Annotated in this window: 16 protein-coding genes and 1 riboswitch; of the genes, 13 read left to right on the top strand and 3 right to left on the bottom strand. The window is 70.6% G+C overall.

All coding sequences use genetic code 11. The annotated features are described in order from the left end of the window. Positions 1 to 93: 93 nt before the first annotated feature. From DX914_RS11050 to DX914_RS11040, 3 genes are all read right to left on the bottom strand, one after another. The gene (locus DX914_RS11050; protein WP_115859017.1) at positions 94 to 405 is read right to left on the bottom strand and encodes a hypothetical protein; all 312 of its coding nucleotides are present in this window, start codon (positions 403 to 405) and stop codon (positions 94 to 96) included. Continuing rightward, the gene (locus tag DX914_RS11045) at positions 402 to 2,459 is read right to left on the bottom strand and encodes an amidohydrolase family protein (RefSeq protein ID WP_115859016.1); all 2,058 of its coding nucleotides are present in this window, start codon (positions 2,457 to 2,459) and stop codon (positions 402 to 404) included. Before DX914_RS11045 ends, DX914_RS11050 begins: the two co-directional genes overlap by 4 nt. A 335-nt stretch (positions 2,460 to 2,794) precedes the next feature. Further along, positions 2,795 to 5,176, bottom strand: a complete 2,382-nt coding sequence (locus DX914_RS11040; protein WP_115859015.1) for a TonB-dependent receptor plug domain-containing protein — start codon at positions 5,174 to 5,176, stop codon at positions 2,795 to 2,797. A 219-nt stretch (positions 5,177 to 5,395) separates the two neighbouring features. Next, positions 5,396 to 5,626, top strand: a riboswitch (cobalamin riboswitch). Positions 5,627 to 5,743: 117 nt separating this feature from the next. On the opposite strand from DX914_RS11040, the gene btuB reads away from it, so the two are divergent. The 13 genes from btuB to DX914_RS10975 all read left to right on the top strand — a co-directional run bounded on the left by btuB (position 5,744) and on the right by DX914_RS10975 (position 18,177). Then, positions 5,744 to 7,597, top strand: a complete 1,854-nt coding sequence (gene btuB, locus DX914_RS11035; RefSeq protein WP_115859014.1) for a TonB-dependent vitamin B12 receptor — start codon at positions 5,744 to 5,746, stop codon at positions 7,595 to 7,597. A gap of 40 nt (positions 7,598 to 7,637) precedes the next feature. Next, positions 7,638 to 8,228 (top strand): hypothetical protein, encoded by a 591-nt coding sequence (locus tag DX914_RS11030; protein WP_115859013.1) that lies wholly within the window; start codon positions 7,638 to 7,640, stop codon positions 8,226 to 8,228. Positions 8,229 to 8,244: 16 nt separating this feature from the next. Beyond that, positions 8,245 to 8,859: a hypothetical protein gene (locus DX914_RS11025; protein ID WP_115859012.1), complete on the top strand. Its 615-nt coding sequence runs from the start codon at positions 8,245 to 8,247 to the stop codon at positions 8,857 to 8,859. After that, positions 8,856 to 9,473, top strand: coding sequence for a cob(I)yrinic acid a,c-diamide adenosyltransferase (gene cobO / locus DX914_RS11020; protein ID WP_115859011.1), 618 nt, complete (start codon positions 8,856 to 8,858; stop codon positions 9,471 to 9,473). The genes DX914_RS11025 and cobO overlap by 4 nt, the downstream gene beginning before the upstream one ends. Before the next feature lie 4 nt (positions 9,474 to 9,477). After that, complete coding sequence (locus DX914_RS11015) at positions 9,478 to 10,776, top strand: cobyrinic acid a,c-diamide synthase CobB (RefSeq protein WP_115859010.1); 1,299 nt, start codon at positions 9,478 to 9,480, stop codon at positions 10,774 to 10,776. Beyond that, positions 10,773 to 11,711, top strand: coding sequence for an adenosylcobinamide-phosphate synthase CbiB (cbiB, locus tag DX914_RS11010; RefSeq protein WP_115859009.1), 939 nt, complete (start codon positions 10,773 to 10,775; stop codon positions 11,709 to 11,711). Before DX914_RS11015 ends, cbiB begins: the two co-directional genes overlap by 4 nt. A 36-nt stretch (positions 11,712 to 11,747) precedes the next feature. Next, the gene (cobD, locus tag DX914_RS11005) at positions 11,748 to 12,746 is read left to right on the top strand and encodes a threonine-phosphate decarboxylase CobD (RefSeq protein ID WP_115859008.1); all 999 of its coding nucleotides are present in this window, start codon (positions 11,748 to 11,750) and stop codon (positions 12,744 to 12,746) included. Further along, a complete protein-coding gene (locus DX914_RS11000; RefSeq protein WP_115859007.1) occupies positions 12,743 to 14,227 on the top strand; it encodes a cobyric acid synthase in 1,485 nt (494 codons plus the stop codon). The genes cobD and DX914_RS11000 overlap by 4 nt, the downstream gene beginning before the upstream one ends. Beyond that, entirely contained in the window at positions 14,215 to 14,733 is a 519-nt protein-coding gene (cobU, locus tag DX914_RS10995; RefSeq protein WP_115859006.1) for a bifunctional adenosylcobinamide kinase/adenosylcobinamide-phosphate guanylyltransferase, read from the top strand. Before DX914_RS11000 ends, cobU begins: the two co-directional genes overlap by 13 nt. Next, positions 14,730 to 15,803, top strand: coding sequence for a nicotinate-nucleotide--dimethylbenzimidazole phosphoribosyltransferase (gene cobT, locus DX914_RS10990; protein WP_115859005.1), 1,074 nt, complete (start codon positions 14,730 to 14,732; stop codon positions 15,801 to 15,803). The genes cobU and cobT overlap by 4 nt, the downstream gene beginning before the upstream one ends. After that, positions 15,800 to 16,366, top strand: a complete 567-nt coding sequence (locus DX914_RS10985) for a histidine phosphatase family protein (protein ID WP_115859004.1) — start codon at positions 15,800 to 15,802, stop codon at positions 16,364 to 16,366. The genes cobT and DX914_RS10985 overlap by 4 nt, the downstream gene beginning before the upstream one ends. Next, complete coding sequence (locus DX914_RS10980; RefSeq protein WP_115859231.1) at positions 16,363 to 17,118, top strand: adenosylcobinamide-GDP ribazoletransferase; 756 nt, start codon at positions 16,363 to 16,365, stop codon at positions 17,116 to 17,118. The genes DX914_RS10985 and DX914_RS10980 overlap by 4 nt, the downstream gene beginning before the upstream one ends. Positions 17,119 to 17,289: 171 nt before the next feature. Further along, positions 17,290 to 18,177, top strand: coding sequence for an AraC family transcriptional regulator (locus DX914_RS10975; protein WP_115859003.1), 888 nt, complete (start codon positions 17,290 to 17,292; stop codon positions 18,175 to 18,177). Positions 18,178 to 18,437 lie beyond the last annotated feature (260 nt).

The raw sequence follows: 18,437 nt of genomic DNA, 5'->3' as shown, positions 1-18,437 counted from the left end.
CGACGCCGCTTGCTGCTTTAGCCCCTCTCCCGCTTGCGGGAGAGGGGTTGGGGTGAGGGCAGGCGCAACTCCCCGTCGCTAACGCAGTCCCGCTCAGTACCCGTAACTCGCCCTACGCTCATACGCATCGGCCATCAACTGCACACTATGCGGCGCGCGTGGATCCAGCCGAAAGCCGAAACCATAGGGCGAAATGCCGGTCACGGAGCCGTCGGCGGCGCGTTGCGCATAGCGCGTGCGCAGCGCCTCGGCGGCGACGTCTTCGGCCAGGACATCGCGCCGATGCCGCTGCTCCAGGGCCTGCGCGATAACCTGGACCGGCACCATGCGGCTGCCATGGCGGCCGTAGTCCTCGCGCAGATACTCCATCACCGCGCGATCCAGATCGAACGCGTCCTCGCTCACGGCGCAGCGCCTCCCTGCGCCTTCGCTTCCTTCCTGGGCACGATCCCCAGCGCCCGTTCGATCTCCGCCGGGTCGTAGCGCTTGCCGCCCTTGAACACCGCGTCGACCTTGCGGATGTCGCGCATGTCGCTCAGCGGATCGCCGTCGATCAGGACCAGGTCGGCGAGCTTGCCGGGCGCGATGACGCCGCGGTCCTTGTCCACGCCCAGCACCTGCGCCGGCGTCAGCGTGGCCAGGCGCAGCACCTCGGCATTGGGAATGCCGGCGCGCGCGTAGACCTCCAGCTCGGCGTGCAGCATGTAGCCGGCCAGCGCATCGGTGCCCGGCAGGATGGTTACGCCGGCCTCGTGCACGGCCCTCAACAGCTGCAGCATGGTCGGCAGCGCCTGCTCGTAGGCCTCCTCCTTGCCGTGCGGCGGTTTCAGTGCGCCCCAGCTCAGGTTGCGCTGCGCCTGCGCCGGGAAGCGCTCGGCCACGCCGCGCAGGCCGGGCGGGGTCTTGGCGTCGGGATCGCCGCCGTACAGGTCTTCGGCCAAGGCCATGGTCGGGTCCAGCACGGTGTGGTGGCGCTTGAGGAAGTCGATGAACTCGCGCACTTCCGGTTTGGACGGCGGGAACTCGTGCGCGTGCTCGCCGACCTCGGTCAGGCGCGCCTTGGTGCGGGTGTCCTGCACGCGCGGGTACATGAAGTTGAGTTCGACGAACAGGAAGTGCTGCAGCTCGTCCGCGCCGGCCTCGATGAACTGCCTGGCCGACATGAAGGCCGGCACGTGCCCGCTCACGCGCAGTCCGCGCGCATGGGCGCGGTCGGCGATCAGCGGGAACAGCTCGGGCTTGAGCGAGGAATAGGTCTTGATCTGCATGTAGCCGCGGTCGGCGTAGAAATCCACCGCCTTGATCGCTTCCTCGGGCGTGTCCACCAACATCTTGGTCGGACCGGCATAGGGGCCGGGGCCGTCGATGAAGCCGGCCATGAGCACGCGCGGGCCGATCTCGCTGCCGGCGTCGAAGCGCCTGACCCGCTCGGGGAAGGTGTCGAAGTTGTTGGCGATGTCGCGCGAGCTGGTGATGCCGTTGGCGATGTCCAACGCGCCGTCGGCGATCGAGGAGTAGTGCTTGTGCACGTCCCACAAGCCCGGCATCAGGAAGCGACCGCCGGCGTCGACGACTTCGGCGTCGGCCGGCGCCTTGACCTGCGCATCCGGACCCACGCGGATCACGCGCTCGCCTTCGATCAGCACGCTCGTACCGGGCGTGGCGCTGAGATCGCGCGGATCGAACAGTCGCGCATTGCGGATCAGCACCGGCCCTTTGGGCGCGTGAGTCAGACGCTGGGCGAACTGCGCGCCCCATTGCGCGTCGGCGCGTTCCTGCAGCTCCATCAGCTTGGGCAGCGCGTCCTTGAGGTCTTCGTCGATAACCACGAACCAGCCCGAGGCGTAGATCAGCGCGGCGGTGGAGCCGTCTTCGTGCAGCCAGGCCGAGTTCGGGGTGAAATCCAGGCCGCTGATGCGCTGCAGGCTGAGCTTGACCGGGCCCTGCTTGCCGGCGACTTCGTACTGGCCCACGGTTTCCAGCCGCGCTTCTCCCGCCGGCAGCACCGGCAGGCGTTGGCCGGGCGTGCGCAGCAGCGCGCGTGCCAGCGCGCCGGATATTTCCGGCGGCGATTGCAGCGGTAGGAAGAACGCCGGCGCGCCCAGCGCGCGTTCGCCCTGTTCGCTGGGGTTCTTCCAACTGGCGAGGCCGTCGCGCTGGCTGTAGCGCTCTTCGAAGGGATTGAGCAGGTAGTCGTTGCCGCTGCCCTCGTACTCGGCCAGGGTGCCGTCGGCCGCGAGCTTCCAGCGGGTCTTGCTGCGGTCGCCGCGGCCGCGGTCGGTGTAGTGGTATTCGACCTGCACGCTGCCGTCGGCGGCGGTGTCCACCACCTGTTTGCCGGCGACGTTGCCCTGCATCAGCACCAGCTGTTCGCGGCGTGCGGCCAGGGCGTCGGAGATCGAAAGCGCGAGTACGGCGGGCAAGGCGAACGACAGCAGCAGGCTAGCGGCGACGCGCATGGCGGCCCTCCTTGGGCGCAGCCGCGGGCGGCGCCGGCAACCCGGCGCCGGGCACGGCAGGGTTACCTCTTATAGCCGATCCGCAGCGGCGCGCAGGCGTGCCAAAGGTTGAGCGGGGTGCCGCCGCCGCCACCTCTCCCGTCATTCCGGCGCAAGCCGGAACCCATTTGCTTTGCCGCCACGACGGCGTGCGGCCGAGCAAGATCGGGTTCCGGCTTGCGCCGGAATGACGGGGTGTGGAGCGGTACTGCGAACCCTCAGGCCGCTCATGCGACGACGGCCCGGGGTGCCGGGCCGTCGGAGCTTGCCGTAGCGCGCTGCCTGCGCCGTTCAACTCACCACTTGTAACCGGCCTTCACGTACACGAAGGCGCCGTTGAAGCCGAACGGCGAAGCGGTGTTGTAGGGCAGGTAGTTGCGCGTGCCCAGCACCAGCTTGGATTCGTCGGGGTATTCGTCTAGCACGTTGTCGCCGCCCAGAGTGAAGTCCCAGCTGCCCAGGTGGTAGGTGGCGGCCAGGTCCAGCGTCCACTTGGCGCTGAACGTCTGGTCCAGCGCCGGGTTGGTGGCGTGCAGTTCGGTGAACTCGCCGTAGCGGGTGGCGGTGGCGTTGAAGCTCCAGTTGCCGGTGTCCCAGTCGCCGGCCAGGAAGAACTTGTCCTTGGGCGCGCCCTTGGTGATGCGGCCGATCTCGGTGCGGCCGATGCGCACCGCGGCCGGGTCGATCGCCGTCAGCCGCGCCGGGTTGGGCGCGATGTGCTCGATCTCGGTCTTGGAGTAGTTGTAGCCCAAGGTCAGGTCGAACTTGCCCGAGGCCAGTTCCCAGGCCTGGGTGGCGATGAGGTCCACGCCCTGGGTCTTGGTGTCCACGGCGTTGGTGAAGTAGCGGCCGCCGCCGATGCCCGGATAGCCGTTGGCCTGCAGGTAGTTGCGCACCGCGGTGCTGGTCAGGTTTTCCGACAGCAGGATGCGGTCGTCGACCTTGATCTGGTACGCGTCCACGGTGATGTACAGCCCTTCGCGCGGCTGCAGCACCAGGCCCAGGCTGTAGTTGGTGGATTCCTCGGCCTTCAGCGACTCCGAGCCCAGCGCGACCGCGGCCGGGTTGTCGACGCGGAAGGTGCCGATCTCGTAGGGCACGCCGCTGATGAAGTTGGTGGCGATGGACTGGAAGAACTGCTGCTGCAGCGAGGGCGCGCGGAAGCCGGTGGAGGCGGTGGCGCGCAGCGCGACCTTATCGGTGAAGGCGTAGCGCGCCGACAGCTTGCCCGAGGTGGTGTCTCCGAAATCGCTGTAGCTCTCGAAGCGCGCGGCGATGCCTGCGGAGAATTTGTCCGTCAGGTCCGCTTCCACGTCCAGGTAGAGCGAATAGCTGTGGCGGTCGAAATCGCCGGCATCGCTGGCGCGGAAGCCGGAGAACACCTGCGCACCGGGAATGATCTGACCGTTGGGCGCGGCCACGCCGCCGTTGGCGTAGGACAGCGGCTCGCCCGCGTGCTGGGTGAACTCCTCGCCGCGCCATTCCGCGCCCCAGGCGAAGGTCACCGGGTACTGCCAGCCGAAATCCACCGGCTTGGCGAAGTCCAGGTTCAACACGTGCTGGGTGACTTCCAGCGCGCCGGCGTAGAACTGCGTCGGCGAGGTCGGGCCCAGGCTGCGGTTAAGGGTGTTCTCGATGTCGAAGCTGAGCTCGTTATGGCCGTAGTTGTAGCTCAGGTCGATCTGGGTGCCGCCGGCGGTTTCCGAACGCAGCCCGACCACGGCGGCGCGGTCCTTGCTGATGTTGTGGATCTGCGGCAGGAAGCCGTTGGGGTAGATCGAGGGGATGTTGCGCGGGTCGGCGGCGAAGCGGAAATAGCCGTTGGAGAGCACGTCGCGCTTGCTGTAGCTGCCGAAGGAATACAGGGTCAGGTAGTCGGCCAGGTTGTACTCGCCGTTGTAGGACAGTGCGCCCTGGTCGATCTCGGGATCGCCGTAGCGCTGTTCGACCACGCCCTGGAACGGGCGCGCGCGGTTGGTCTGATCCTGGTGGCCGCCCTGCGCGGCCAGGTGCAGCTTGCCGTTGTCGCCGAGCTTGAAGCCGGCGTCGCCGGAAAGCTGGTACTGCTCGCCGTCGCCGGCGCTGTACTGGCCGTAGCGCGCGGCGATGCTGCCGCCGTGGTCGCTGCCCTTGAGCACCACGTTGACCACGCCGGCGATCGCGTCGGAGCCGTACTGCGCCGAGGCGCCGTCGCGCAGCACTTCCACGCGTTCGATCGAGGCGATCGGGATCGCGTTGAGGTCCACCGGCGAGGAGCCGCGGCCCTGGCTGCCGTTGAGGTTGATCAGCGCGGTGGTGTGGCGGCGCTTGCCGTTGACCAGCACCAGCACCTGGTCCGGGGCCAGGCCGCGCAGCTGCGCCGGGCGCACCGCGTCGGTGCCGTCGGTGATCGCCGGGCGCGGGAAGTTCAGCGAGGGCAGGGCGCGCGCCAGCGCGGTGGCCAGTTCGACCGTGCCGGTGGCCTCCAGCGCCTCGGGGGTGATGATGTCGATCGGCGCGCTGGACTCGGCCACGGTGCGGTCGCTGACCCGGGTGCCGGTGACGATCACCTGATCCAGGTTGTGCGCCTCGGCGGCGGGTTCTGCGGGGGCCGCGTCCTGGGCGTAGGCGGGGGCGGTCAGGGCGGCGAGCAGGGCGAGTGCGAGCGGACGACGGACGGCGCGAAAGACTACGGACATGGTGCGCGGCTCCTTGCGGCATGGGATTGGTAACGATGTCATTCGGGTTTAACACGGTCATAACAATCGGGTCAAACGCGAAGGGTTATGAGGAAATGGCCGTACGTCATGGTTTTGAACATTGGGTGTGCCCAGGTGCCGTCCAGTGGCTCATCGGGCCGCCGGCGAGGGCCCCGCGCTCATGCCGAACCGTCATGCGGGCGAGCTTGCGCCGGCTGCTAACATGGCCGGGCTTGAGGTGATTGCCGGCCCTGCCGGCGATTGAAACGGGAATCCGGTGCGCCAGCCCTCCGAACGGAGCGGCGGCCAGTCCGGAGCTGCCCCCGCAACGGTAAGCAAGACGAACGATCCGCAACGAAGCCACTGTGCGCAGGCATGGGAAGGCGCGGACCGGAGGGCTGGAGGCCCTCGCTTGCAAGCCCGGAGACCGGCCTGAGGCTGACCCGACACGCGGTGGGCGCTGTCATGGGGCTGCCTGCGTCCGCGCTCCGCCGCCCCACGTCCCTGTCCCCGCCTGTCTCCGACCCATCGATTCCGCGCGGGTAGGCGCGGACCAGGAGCCATGCTTTGAATTCCACTGTTTCCGTCGTACGCCGCTGCGCGCTGGCGTCGGCGCTGCTGTCCGCGTTCGCGCCCGCCTGGGCCAAGGACGCCGCCACCGACCTGGACCAGGTCGTGGTCACCGCCACCCGCACCGCCCAGACCCAGGACGCGACCCTGGCCTCGGTCACCGTGATCGACCGCGAGGACATCGAGCGCCTGCAGCCGGGCAACCTGCCCGACCTGCTGCGCGGCACCCTGGGCCTGTCGATCGTCAACAACGGCGGCCCCGGCAAGTCGACCTCGCTGTTCCTGCGCGGCACCGAATCCGACCACGTGCTGGTGCTGGTGGACGGCATCAAGCTGGGCTCGGCCACCAGCGGCGGCGCCTCGCTGCAGGACATTCCGCCGGAACAGGTCGAACGCATCGAGATCGTGCGCGGTCCGTTCTCCAGCCTGTACGGCTCCGAAGCGCTGGGCGGCGTGATCCAGATCTTCACCCGCCGCCCGCAAGGCGCGTTCGCGCCCTATGCCAGCGCCTCCGTCGGCAGCTGGAGCACATTGCGCGGCGCGGTGGGCGTGGGCGGCAAGGGCGAGCGCGGCTGGTACTCGGTCAACGCCGCCAGCGAAGACACCGACGGCATCAACGCCTGCCGAGGCAAGCCTTCGCCGGGCGGCGCCGGTTGCTTCACCAACTCGCCCGACCGCGACGGCTACCGCAACCTGTCGCTGACCGCGCAGGGTGGCTATCGCTTCAGCGACGCCTGGGACGCCGAAGCGCGGCTGTTCCGCGCCGAGGGCCGCAACGAGTACGACGGCAGCACCAACAATCAAACCGACAGCGTGCAGCAGGTCGCCGGCGCGCGCTTGCGCTACGCGCCGGGCGAGCGCGCCACGTTGACGTTGAACCTGGGCCGCAGCAGCGATCTCAGCGACAACTACCGCAACGGCGTCTACTCCAGCACCTTCAACACCCGCCGCCAACTGGGTTCGTTGCAGGGCGATGTCGGCCTGGGCGGCGGCCTGCTCAGCCTGGGCTACGACTGGCAGCGCGACGAGATCGAAAGCAGCACCCGCTACGCCGAGAACCGGCGCATCAACCGCGGCCTGTTCGGCCAGTACCAGCGCGATTTCGGCGCCCACTCGCTGCAGGCCAGCCTGCGCCGCGACGACGACGGCCAGTTCGGCGGCCAGACCACCGGCAGCGCGCTGTGGGGCTGGAACTTCAGCGAGCAGCTGCGCCTGACCGCCAGCTACGGCACCGCGTTCAAGGCGCCGACCTTCAACGAACTGTACTTTCCCGGTTTCGGCAACGCCGCGCTCAAGCCCGAGGAATCGCGCAGCTTCGAACTGGGCCTGCGCGGCGAGCACGCCTGGGGCGGCTGGTCGCTCAATGCTTACGAAAGCCGGGTGGACGAACTGATCGCGTTCGATGCGTCGATCGGCCTGCCCGGCAACATCGACCGCGCGCGCATCCGCGGCGCCGAAGCCGCCGTCGACACCACCCTGGCCGGCTGGGACCTGCGTGCCAGCGCGACCTGGCTGGATCCGCGCAACGACAGCCGCGGCAGCAGCCGCGACAAGATCCTGCCGCGGCGCGCGCGCGAAAGCGCCCGCTTCGACGCCGACCGTCGCTACGGCCGGTTCTCGCTGGGCAGCAGCGTCTACGTGGCCGGCAGCCGCTACGACGATCTGGCCAACACCCGCCGCCTGGACGGCTACGCCGCCACCGACCTGCGCGTGGGCTGGCGCTTCGACGACACCTGGAGCCTGCAGCTGGCGGCCAACAACGTGTTCAACCAACGCTTCGAAACCGCGGCCTATTACAACCAGCCCGGCCGCAACTACCTGCTGACCCTGCGTTACCGCCCGGCGAACTGATCGCCGTCCCGCCGACCCGTCCACGCCACCGAGGCCGCCGATGAACGTACCCGCCCGATCCGTCTATTACAGTCTGTTCACCGCGCTCGCCGCGCTGATGGTCGCCACCCGCTTCCATCATTTCGGCAACGCGCTGCATCTGCCCGACGCGTCGATGGCGGTGTTCTTCCTCGGCGGCCTCTGGCTGCGCCGGCACCTGGGCTTCGCCGCGTTCCTGACCGTGGCGGTGGCGATCGACTGGATCGCGATCCAGGCCCAGGGCAAGAGCTTCTTCGCGCATTACTGCGTGACGCCGTCCTACGCCTTTCTGCTGCTGGCCTATGCGGCGCTGTGGTACGGCGGGCGCTGGTACGCGCCGCGCCTGCAGACCACGCCGCGCGCGCTGTTCGGCGCGCTGGTCGCGGGCCTGGCCGCGGCGGCGGTTTCGTTCCTGATCTCCAATGCCGCCTTCTACTGGCTGGGCGGGCGCTACGAAGACCCGAACTTCGCCCAGTACCTGTCGCGGGTCTGGCAATGGGGTCCGCTGTTCGTGCGCACCACGCTGAGCTACATCGCCGTCGGCCTGGCCGCTTACGCCATCGTCGCCCGCCTCACCGCCGCCCGCACCGCGCCGCGCGCGGCGCAGGCCTGAACCCGGAGCCGCCGCCATGTCCCCAGCCACCACCCTGTCCGCCGCCACCTTGCCCTTGAGTTCGCGCAAGGTCCAGATCGCCGTTGGCGTCGCTCTCGCCGCGCTGATGATCGCCACCCGCGGCCAGCACTTCGCCACCGTCGACCGCTTGCCCAGCGCGTCCTGGGCGATCTTCTTCCTCGCCGGGGCGCTGCTGCGGCCGATGTGGATGCTGCCGTTGCTGTTCGTGCTGGCCTCGCTGCTGGACATGATCAGCCTGGGCACCGGCAGCATCAGCGACTGGTGCCTGTCGCCGGCCTACTGGGCGCTCGCGCCGGCCTACGCATCCTTGTGGCTGGCCGGCTTCCACTACTCGCGCCTGCATCGCGAGCGCTGGTCCACCGTGCCCAAGCTGGCGCTGATGCTGGCCCTGGCCGCGCTGGTCGCCTACCTGTGCTCCGGCGGCGGCTTCTATTTCTTCTCCGGCCGCTACCCCGATCCCACTTTGACCGGCTTCGCCGAGCGCATCGCCCATTACTATCCGCGTAACCTGGGCACCCTGGCCGGCTACGTCGGCGCCGCGTTCGCGCTGCTGGCGAGCGTGCGCGCGCTGGGCGCCGGTCGCGCCGCCCAGCACGGAGCCCGCGCATGAGCCAGACCGAACTCAGTCCGGAAGAACGCCACCGCGAGCGCATGCAGCGCAAGAAGGAGCTGGTGGACCGCAAGATCGCGCGCGCCACCATCGAGCGCGGCGTGCTGGTGGTGAACACCGGCAACGGCAAGGGCAAGAGCTCATCGGGTTTCGGCATGCTCGCCCGTTCGCTGGGTCACGGCTTCCGCTGCGGCGTGGTGCAGTTCATCAAGGGCAGCTTCTCCACCGGCGAGGAGGCCTTCTTCCGCCTGTTCGAAGGCGAGCAATTGGCCTATCACGTCATGGGCGAAGGCTTCACCTGGGAAACCCAGGACAAGTCGCGCGACATCGCGGCCGCACAGGCCGCCTGGGCCAAGGCGGCGGCGATGCTGGCCGACGAGAGTTTCGATTTCGTGCTGCTCGACGAGCTCAACATCGCCCTGGCCCATCGCTACATCGAACTCGAGGCGGTGCTCGCCGCGGTGGCCGCGCGGCCGCAGCGTCAGCACGTGGTCGTTACCGGCCGCGGCGCGCCCGATGCGCTGGTGGAAGCGGCCGATACCGTGACCGAGATGCGCGTGGTCAAGCATGCGTTCAAGGCCGGGATCAAGGCGCAGAAAGGCATCGAGCTGTAAGCGCATGAGCGACGCCGTCCGCCACTGTCCCGCCTTGCTGGTGTCGGCCCCGGCCTCGGGCCAGGGCAAGACCAGCGCCACCGCCGCGCTGGCGCGCTGGCACAGCCGCCAAGGCCGCCGCGTGCGCGTGTTCAAGACCGGCCCGGACTTCCTCGACCCGATGGTGCACGAGCGCGCCAGCGGCGCGCCGGCGCAGCAGCTGGACCTGTGGATGTGCGGCGAGGACGACGTGCGCGCACGCCTGTACCAGGCCGCCGGCCAGGCCGACCTGATCCTGGTCGAAGGGGTGATGGGCCTGTACGACGGCAAGCCCAGCAGTGCCGATCTGGCGATCGCGCTGGGGTTGCCGGTGCTGGCGGTGCTGGACGGTTCGGCCATGGCGCAGACCTTCGGCGCATTGGCCTTGGGCTTGGCGAACTACCGCGAAGACCTGTGCATGTACGGCGTGGCCGCCAACCGTATCGGCAGCGCTTATCACGCGCAGCTGTTGCGCGAGAGCCTGCCGCCGTCGCTGCAATGGCTGGGCGCGCTGCCGCGCGATCCGGCGCTGTCGCTGCCCGAACGGCACCTGGGTCTGGTGGCCGCGCAGGAACTGGGCGATCTGGATGCGCGCCTGGACGTGCTGGCCGATGCCTGGGCCGCGCATGCCGATGCGGCGCTGCCGCCGCCGGTCGCGTTCGCGCCGGCAACCAGCGCGCAAGTCGCACCGCTGTTGCGCGGCCGCCGCATCGCCATCGCCCGCGACGCCGCGTTCTGCTTCCTGTATCCGGCCAACCTGGACCTGTTGCGCGCCGCGGGCGCCGAACTCGCGTTCTTCTCGCCGCTGGCCGGCGATGCGTTGCCCGACTGCGATGCGGTCTGGCTGCCGGGCGGCTATCCCGAATTGCACCTGGACGCGCTGTCGCGCCGCGACGATCTGCGCCTGGCGCTGCATGCGCACCGCGACGCCGGCAAGCCGCTGCTGGCCGAATGCGGCGGCCTGCTGTACGCGCTGGACTCGCTGGCCGACCGCGACGGACAGCGCGGCGAGATGGCCGGTCTGCTGTCCGGTCACGCGCGCTTGCAACCGCGCCTGGCCGGCTTGGGCCTGCAGGCCGTGGAATTGCCCGAAGGCGAATTGCGCGGCCACACCTTCCACTACGCCCAGGCCGAGATCGCCGCCGCGCCCCTGGCCCTGGCGCGCAATCCCAATGGCGGCCCCAGTCGCGAGGCGGTGTACCGCGACCGGCGCATGACCGCGAGCTTCGTCCACTTCTATTTCCCGTCCAACCCGGACGCGGCGCTGCGCCTGTTGGCGCCATGAGCGCGCTATGGGCCTATGCCGCGCTGTTGGCGGCGCTGCTGCTGGACCGCCTGCTCGGCGAGCCGCGGCATGCGCACCCGCTGGTCGGCTTCGGCCGCCTGGCCCAGGCGATCGAGCGCGCCTGCTACGGCGACCGCCGCCTACGCGGCGTGCTGGCGTGGAGCTTGGCCGTGCTGCCGGCGACGGCGCTGACCGCGGCGCTGCAACTGGCGCTGGCGCGCTGGTCGCCGTGGGCGGCTGCGGCGTTCGCCGCGGTGGTGCTGTACGCCTGCGTGGGCCTGCGCAGTCTGGGCGAGCACGCGGCGCCGGTGGCGCGCGCCTTGCGCGCGAACGATCTGGGCGCCGCGCGCGCGGCGGTCGGCCGCATCGTCAGCCGCGACGTGCAGGCGCTGGACGCCGAGCGCGTGGCCGCCGCGGCGACCGAGTCGGTGCTGGAGAACGGCAACGACGCCGTGTTCGGCGCCTTGTTCTGGTTCGCGCTGCTGGGCCCGGCCGGCGCGGTGCTGTACCGCCTGGCCAACACCTTGGACGCGATGTGGGGCTATCGCACGCCGCGCTACGAACGCTACGGCTGGGCCGCGGCGCGCATCGACGATGCGCTCAACTATCTGCCCGCGCGCCTGACCGCGTTGACTTACGCCGTTCTCGGCCACGCGGCCGGCGCGCTGCGCTGCTGGCGCGCGCAGGCGCCGGCCTGGGACAGTCCGAATGCCGGGCCGGTGATGGCCGCCGGTGCGGGCGCCCTGCGCGTGCGCCTGGGCGGCGCGGCGCCGTATCACGGCGTCTGGGAACAGCGGCCGCTGCTGGGCGAAGGCGCCGCGCCGGATGCCGGCGCGATCGAGCGTGCGCAGGCCTTGGTGAGCCGCGGCGTGCTGCTGTGGCTGGCGCTGTGGGCGCTGCCGGTGGCTTGGTTCTGTTTCGGAGCGGGGCATTGAACGCTGCCGCTCCCCTGGCCCGTAAGGAGGGCGCCCATGCTTGAGCACGGCGGCCGATTGCTGCGCGCAGCGCGCCGGTACGGCATCGCGCCCGCGGACTGGCTGGACCTGTCCACGGGCATCAATCCGGTGGCCTGGCCGGTGCCGCAGATACCCGCGCGCGCCTGGCATCGATTGCCCGAGGACGACGACGGCCTGGTCGACGCTGCTCGCGATTACTACGGCGCGCCGTTTTTGCTGCCGGTGGCCGGTTCGCAGGCCGCGATCCAGGCTTTGCCCGAGCTGCGCACGCCCGCGCGCGTGGGCGTGCTCGCGCCCGGCTACGCCGAGCACGCGCACGCCTGGCGCCGTTGCGGGCATGCGGTGGACACGCTGGCATCGGACGAGTTGCTCGCGCGCGCGGACAACTACGACGTGGTGCTGCTGATCCATCCCAACAATCCCGGCGGCGAGTCCTATGCGCCGCAGGCGCTGCTGGAACTGCATGCACGGTTGGCTGCGCGCGGCGGCTGGTTGGTCATCGACGAGGCCTTCATGGACGCCACGCCCGAGCGCAGCCTGTGCGCACACAGCGCGCGCGAGGGCTTGGTGGTACTGCGGTCGGCCGGCAAGTTCTTCGGCCTGGCCGGCGCGCGCGCCGGCTTCGTCTGCGCCTCGCCCGCTTTGCTGGAAGCGTTGCGCGAACGGCTGGGGCCGTGGACCTTGAGCGGACCCACGCGCCATGTGCTGCGTCAAGCGCTGGCCGACCGTGAGTGGCAGGAGGCAATGCGTGCGCTGTTGCTCGCGCAGGGCCAGCGCCTGTACGCCTTGCTGCAGGCGCGCGGCCTGGCGCCCAGCGGCGGCTGCGCCTTCTTCCAATGGCGGCGTGACGCCGACGCATCGGCTTGGCACGAGGCGCTGGCGCGCCGCGGCATCCTGACCCGCCTATTCGAGGCGCCGGCCAGCCTGCGCTTCGGCCTGCCCGGCAGCGAAGACCAATGGCAACGCCTGGACGCCGCCTTGGCCGAAGTCGCGGCCGAACGGAGCGTGGCATGAGCGCGCGGGTGCTGATGGTGCAGGGTTGCACCTCCGATGCCGGCAAGAGTGCGATGGTGGCGGCACTGTGTCGCTGGCTGCACCGGCGCGGCGTGCGCGTGGCGCCGTTCAAGCCGCAGAACATGGCCTTGAACTCGGCCGTCACCGCCGACGGCGGCGAGATCGGCCGCGCCCAGGCGGTGCAGGCCCAGGCCGCCGGCGTGGCCGCGCGCACCGACTTCAACCCGGTGCTGCTCAAGCCCAACAGCGACACGGGCGCGCAAGTGATCCTGCACGGCCGGGCAGTCGCCAACATGGACGCGCGCGCCTACCACGACTACAAGCGCGTAGCGCGCGAGGCGGTGCTGGCCTCGCACGCGCGGCTGGTCGGCGAGTTCGATGCGGTGATCGTGGAAGGCGCGGGCAGCCCGGCCGAGATCAACCTGCGCCAGGGCGATATCGCCAACATGGGCTACGCCGAGGCGGTGGACTGCCCGGTGCTGCTGATCGCCGACATCGATCGCGGCGGGGTGTTCGCGCACCTGGTCGGCACCCTGGCCTTGCTGTCGCCCAGCGAGCGCGAGCGCGTCTGCGGTTTCGTCATCAACCGCTTCCGCGGCGATCTGGCGTTGCTGCAACCGGGTCTGGATTGGCTGGAGCGCGAAACCGGCAAGCCGGTGCTCGGCGTGCTTCCCTACCTGCACGGCCTGCACCTGGAGGCCGAAGACGCCTTGCCGCGCGCAGCCGCGATCAAAGCCGGCGCCGCCTTGCGCGTGGCCGTGCCGGCCTTGCCGCGAATCAGCAACCACAACGACTTCGACGCCTTGCGCGCGCATCCGCAGGTGGACCTGCGCTTTGTCGGCCCCGGCGAAACGCCGCCGCCCTGCGACCTGATCGTGCTGCCGGGCACCAAGTCCACCCGCGCCGATCTGGCCTGGCTGCGCACGCACGGCTGGGACACCGCGATCGCCCGCCATCTGCGCTACGGCGGCAAGCTGATCGGCATCTGCGGCGGGCTGCAGATGCTGGGCCGCGCCGTGCACGATCCGTTGGGGATCGAAGGCGTGCCCGGTTCCAGCGACGGCTTGGGCTGGCTGGATCTGGACACCACGCTGGAGCCGCACAAGCATCTGCGCAATGTCGCCGGCGGCTTGACCCTGGAAGGCGCGCCGGTAACCGGCTACGAAATCCATTGCGGTGTGAGCAGCGGTCCGGCCTTGTCGGCACCGGCGCTGCATCTGGACGACGGACGCAGCGATGGCGCGCGCTCGGCGGACGGGCAGATCCTGGCCACCTATCTGCACGGCCTGTTCGACCGGCCCGAAGCGCTGGCTGCGTTGTTGCGCTGGGCGGGCCTGGAAGAAGTCGAGTCCATTGACATGCACGCCTTGCGCGAAGGCGGCATCGACCGCCTGGCCGATGCGGTCGAGCAGCATCTGGATACCGGGCTGCTGGCGCAGTGGCTGGGCCTGCCTGCGGGAGCGCAAGCATGCGTACCCTGATCCTGGGCGGCGCGCGTTCCGGCAAGAGCGCCTTGGCCGAGGCCCTGGCCGCGCGCAGCTTGGAGGTGGTCTACATCGCCACCGCGCAGGCGCGCGACGGCGAAATGGACGAACGCATCGTCCACCACCGCCAGCGCCGGCCGTCGCAGTGGCTCACGGTGGAAGAACCGCTGGCGTTGGCCGATGCCTTGCATGCGCAGGCGCGCGACGGGCGCTGCGTGCTGGTCGATTGCCTGACGCTGTGGCTGAGCAATCTGCTCGGCGATACCGACGAAGCGCGTTACGCGCATGAGCGCGAGGCCTTATTGGACCTGCTGCCGCAACTGCCCGGCGACATCGTGCTGGTCAGCAACGAAGTCGGTCTGGGGGTGGTGCCGCTGGGCGAGCTGACCCGGCGCTACGTCGACGAGGCCGGACGCCTGCATCAATCCCTGGCCACGCGCTGCGAGCGCGTGCTGTTCGTCGCCGCCGGCCTGCCGCTGGCGCTCAAAGGAGACCTGCCTTGAACCTCACCGCCACCGCCGCGGCCGACCCCGACTGGATCCTGCACGACTGCGCCGAGCCCGACCGCGATTGCAGGGCCCAGGCGTTGGCGCGCCAGGACCGCCTGACCAAGCCGCCGGGTTCGCTGGGTGCGCTGGAAGCGGCGGCGGTCCGGCTGGCGGCGCTGCAGCGTACCGAGCAGCCATCGCTGCAACGGGTGTGGATCAGTGTGTTCGCCGCCGACCACGGCGTGGCCGCCGAAGGCGTGTCGGCGTTCCCGCAGGCGGTCACCGGCGAGATGGTGCGCAACTTCGCCAGCGGCGGCGCCGCGATCAGCGTGCTGGCGCGCGAATTGGGCGCGCGCCTGGACGTGGTCAACCTGGGCACGGTCAACGACCCGGGCGACATTCCCGGCGTGCGTCGCGTCGTCCTCGCACCCTGCAGTGGCAACGTCTGCGTCGAGCCGGCGATGAGCGAGCCGCAACTGCGCGCGGCGTTGCAGGCCGGCGCCGACAGCGTGCGCCTGGCCCTGGCCGCCAATGCGCAGCTCTACATCGGCGGCGAAATGGGCATCGCCAACACCACCGCCGCCACCGCCCTGTCCTGCGCCTTGCTGGACCTGGCGCCAGCGCAGTTGGCCGGCGCCGGCACCGGCCTGGACGCGGCCGGCATCGCTCACAAGGCGGCGGTGATCGAACGCGCGCTGGCCCGGCATGCCGACGCGCGCGATGCGCGCGAACGCCTGCGCTGCCTGGGCGGCTTCGAGATCGCCGCGCTGGCCGGCGCGTACATCGCCGCCGCGCAGGCCGCGCTGCCCGTGCTGGTGGACGGATTCATCGCCACAGCCGCCGCCTTGGCCGCGACGCGATTGAACCCCGGCGTGCGCGACTGGCTGCTGTACGCGCACCGCTCGCACGAACGCGGCCACGCCGCCTTGCTCGACGCCCTGGGCGCGCAGCCCTTGCTGGCACTGGACATGCGCCTGGGCGAGGGCAGCGGCGCGGCGGTGGCGGTGCCGACCCTGCGCCTGGCCTGCGCGCTGCACGCGGGCATGGCCACCTTCGATCAGGCCGGCGTATCGGAACAGGTATGAACGCGACCGTCATCGACCTGCTGCGCCATGGCGATACCGGTGAGCGCAGCTATCGCGGCCAGCTCGACGATCCCTTGCTGGAGATCGGCTGGACGCAGCTGCACGCTGCCGTGATCGGACGCGAGTGGGACGCCATCGTGTCGTCGCCGTTGCGCCGTTGCGCCGAGTTCGCCGCCGAGCTGGCGCAGGCGCGTGGCTTGCCGCTGCATCTGGACGCGGGCTTGGCCGAATATCACTTCGGCCAGTGGCAGGGCGTGCCGATCGAGACGCTGGCCGAGTCGCAGGGCGAGGCTCTGGGCCGCTTCTGGGCCGACCCGGTCGCGCACCCGCCGCCGGGTGGCGAAAGCTTTGCTGCGTTCCGCGCGCGCCTGACCACTGCGCTGGACGCGGCCGCGCGGCGCTGGCCGCAACGGCGCGTGCTGGCGGTGACCCACGGCGGCGCGATCCGCCTGCTGCGCTGCGTGCACGAGCGGCGCGGCTTCGGCGACATGGCCGGCATCGACGTGCCGCATGCCTCGCTGCACGCGCTGGACTGGTGCGGCGACGCCGGCGAGGCGCACTGATGCGCGGCCTGCTCGCGGCCATCGGCTTCCTCACCCGCGTGCCGGTGCCGGCCTCGGCCTTGGGCGATGGCGCCGCCGCCTCGCGCTCGCTGGCCTGGTATCCGGCGGTGGGCCTGGTCGTCGCGGTGCCGCTGAGCGCGCTGGCGTTTGTGCTGCAGGACACGCCGCCCCCGCTGGGCGCGGCCTTGCTGCTGCTCGCCTGGGTGCTGCTGACCGGCGCGCTGCATCTGGACGGCCTGGCCGACAGCGCCGATGCCTGGGTCGGCGGCATGGGCCTGAGCGAAGCCGAGCGCCGCGAGCGCACGCTGACGATCATGAAGGACCCGCGCAGCGGCCCCGCCGCGGTGGTCGCGCTGGTGTTGCTGTTGCTGCTCAAGTTCGCCGCCCTGGCCAGCCTGGGCACGCCGGCGTGGACCGCGCTGGTGCTGGCGCCGGTGCTCGCGCGCGCGGCGCTGACCCTGGCCTTCCTGACCACGCCCTATGCGCGCAGCGGCGGCCTGGGCCAAGCTCTGGTCGGCGCACCGCGTGTGGGCTGCGCGATCGCCTTGTCGCTGACCGTGGCCTTGTGCGCGACCGTGATGTGGACCGGCGCGCTGGCCTTGGCGGTCGCGCTGATCGTGTTCGCGCTGTGGCGCCGCGCCTGCCTGCGCCGCCTGCAGGGCATGACCGGCGACACCTGCGGCGCGCTGGCCGAGCTGGTCGAAACCGCGGTGCTGGTCGCGCTGGCGATCGCCGAATCCGCCGCGGCATAAGCCCGCGAACTCCGTTATCCGTCATTCCGGCGAAAGCCGGAATCCAGCTTTGATCTTGCTTCCACGCACGCCAACGGTGGATCGGCCGACCGCCAAAAGCGCAAGATTGGGACCGCAGCCGGCACGGACCAGCGCCATCCTGGCACCGTCCCCAGCGCATGAGACCGTCCCATGACTCCGACCCGCACGCCCGCCAAGGCCGGCACCCAGGATTCGTACCGGCACCGCATCCAGTGCGCGGTAGCGCTGATCGAACGAGCCGTCGCCGCCGGCGAGGAACCGCCCGAACTCGAACGCCTGGCCGCGGCCGCGGCGTTCTCGCCCTTCCATTTCCACCGCATCTACCGCGCCATGACCGGCGAGACCAGCGGCCAGACCGTGGCGCGCCTGCGGCTGCTGCAGAGCTTGCGCTTGTTGGCCGCGCGCAGCGTCACCGACACCGCGCTGGCCGTGGGCTATCAAACCCCGCAGGCCTTCGCCCGCGCGCTGCGCCAGCGCACCGGCGCCAGCCCGAGCGACCTGCGCGCGGAGCCCGAGCGGCTGGCGCGCGAGATCGAGCGTCTGTCGCTGCCGCCCGGCGGTGCGACGGATGCGCCGCTGCGGGTGGAAGTGGTGAATCTGGAGCCATTCCCAGTGTTGGCGCTGCAAGTGCGTGGCGGCTACGAGCAACACCACGGTGGCTATCTGCGTCTGTTCGAATGGGCGACCGAGCAGGGACTGATCGAGTCGCTGACCGGCCTGTACGGTGTGCCGCACGACGACCGCCGCGACGTGGCGCCGTCGCGCTGCGCCTTCGATTGCATGATCGGCTTGTCCGCGCGGTTCAGTCCCGGCCGCGGCTTGCGCCGCGCGGAGCTGGGCGGCGGCCGTTACGCCCGCGTGCGTCATGTCGGTTCGTACCAGGGCTTGGAAGCGCTGACCGACGCCTTGCTGGCGCAGTGGCTGCCCGACAGCGGCGAAACGCCGCGCGAGGCACCGTTGCACCACGAGTATCTGGACGATCCGGATGAAACCCCGGAGGCGGTGCTGCGAACGGATGTGTATCTGCCGTTGCGGTGACTGCGGCGCTTTGCGGCGAACGCGCGCCGCGATCTGCCGCCACGCGTGCCCTCACCCCAACCCCTCTCCCGCATGCGGGAGAGGGGCTAAAGCAGCAAGCGGCGTCGGATGCATCCCCTCTCCCGTTTACGGGAGAGGGTTAGGGTGAGGGGGTGAGCGCGAAGCGCGAATGCTCTTGATCCTCGCTCGGGCGCCGAACTCGCAGCCCCAACAGAAGACCCGGAGGGCGGCGCACAGGAGGTGCGCCGTTTTTCGCTGGC

This window comes from Lysobacter silvisoli, assembly GCF_003382365.1.
GTDB lineage: Bacteria > Pseudomonadota > Gammaproteobacteria > Xanthomonadales > Xanthomonadaceae > Lysobacter > Lysobacter silvisoli.
This window is presented reverse-complemented; position numbering and strand designations above follow the sequence as displayed.

Excerpts from the sequence above, each read along its gene's own strand:
- DX914_RS11045 (WP_115859016.1), bottom strand. The coding sequence starts at position 2,459 with ATGCGCGTCGCCGCTAGCCTGCTGCTGTCGTTCGCCTTGCCCGCCGTA.
- DX914_RS11040 (WP_115859015.1), bottom strand. The coding sequence starts at position 5,176 with ATGTCCGTAGTCTTTCGCGCCGTCCGTCGTCCGCTCGCACTCGCCCTG.
- DX914_RS11030 (WP_115859013.1), top strand. The coding sequence starts at position 7,638 with ATGAACGTACCCGCCCGATCCGTCTATTACAGTCTGTTCACCGCGCTC.
- DX914_RS11025 (WP_115859012.1), top strand. The coding sequence starts at position 8,245 with ATGTCCCCAGCCACCACCCTGTCCGCCGCCACCTTGCCCTTGAGTTCG.
- cobO (WP_115859011.1), top strand. The coding sequence starts at position 8,856 with ATGAGCCAGACCGAACTCAGTCCGGAAGAACGCCACCGCGAGCGCATG.
- DX914_RS11015 (WP_115859010.1), top strand. The coding sequence starts at position 9,478 with ATGAGCGACGCCGTCCGCCACTGTCCCGCCTTGCTGGTGTCGGCCCCG.
- cbiB (WP_115859009.1), top strand. The coding sequence starts at position 10,773 with ATGAGCGCGCTATGGGCCTATGCCGCGCTGTTGGCGGCGCTGCTGCTG.
- cobD (WP_115859008.1), top strand. The coding sequence starts at position 11,748 with ATGCTTGAGCACGGCGGCCGATTGCTGCGCGCAGCGCGCCGGTACGGC.
- DX914_RS11000 (WP_115859007.1), top strand. The coding sequence starts at position 12,743 with ATGAGCGCGCGGGTGCTGATGGTGCAGGGTTGCACCTCCGATGCCGGC.
- cobU (WP_115859006.1), top strand. The coding sequence starts at position 14,215 with ATGCGTACCCTGATCCTGGGCGGCGCGCGTTCCGGCAAGAGCGCCTTG.
- DX914_RS10985 (WP_115859004.1), top strand. The coding sequence starts at position 15,800 with ATGAACGCGACCGTCATCGACCTGCTGCGCCATGGCGATACCGGTGAG.
- DX914_RS10975 (WP_115859003.1), top strand. The coding sequence starts at position 17,290 with ATGACTCCGACCCGCACGCCCGCCAAGGCCGGCACCCAGGATTCGTAC.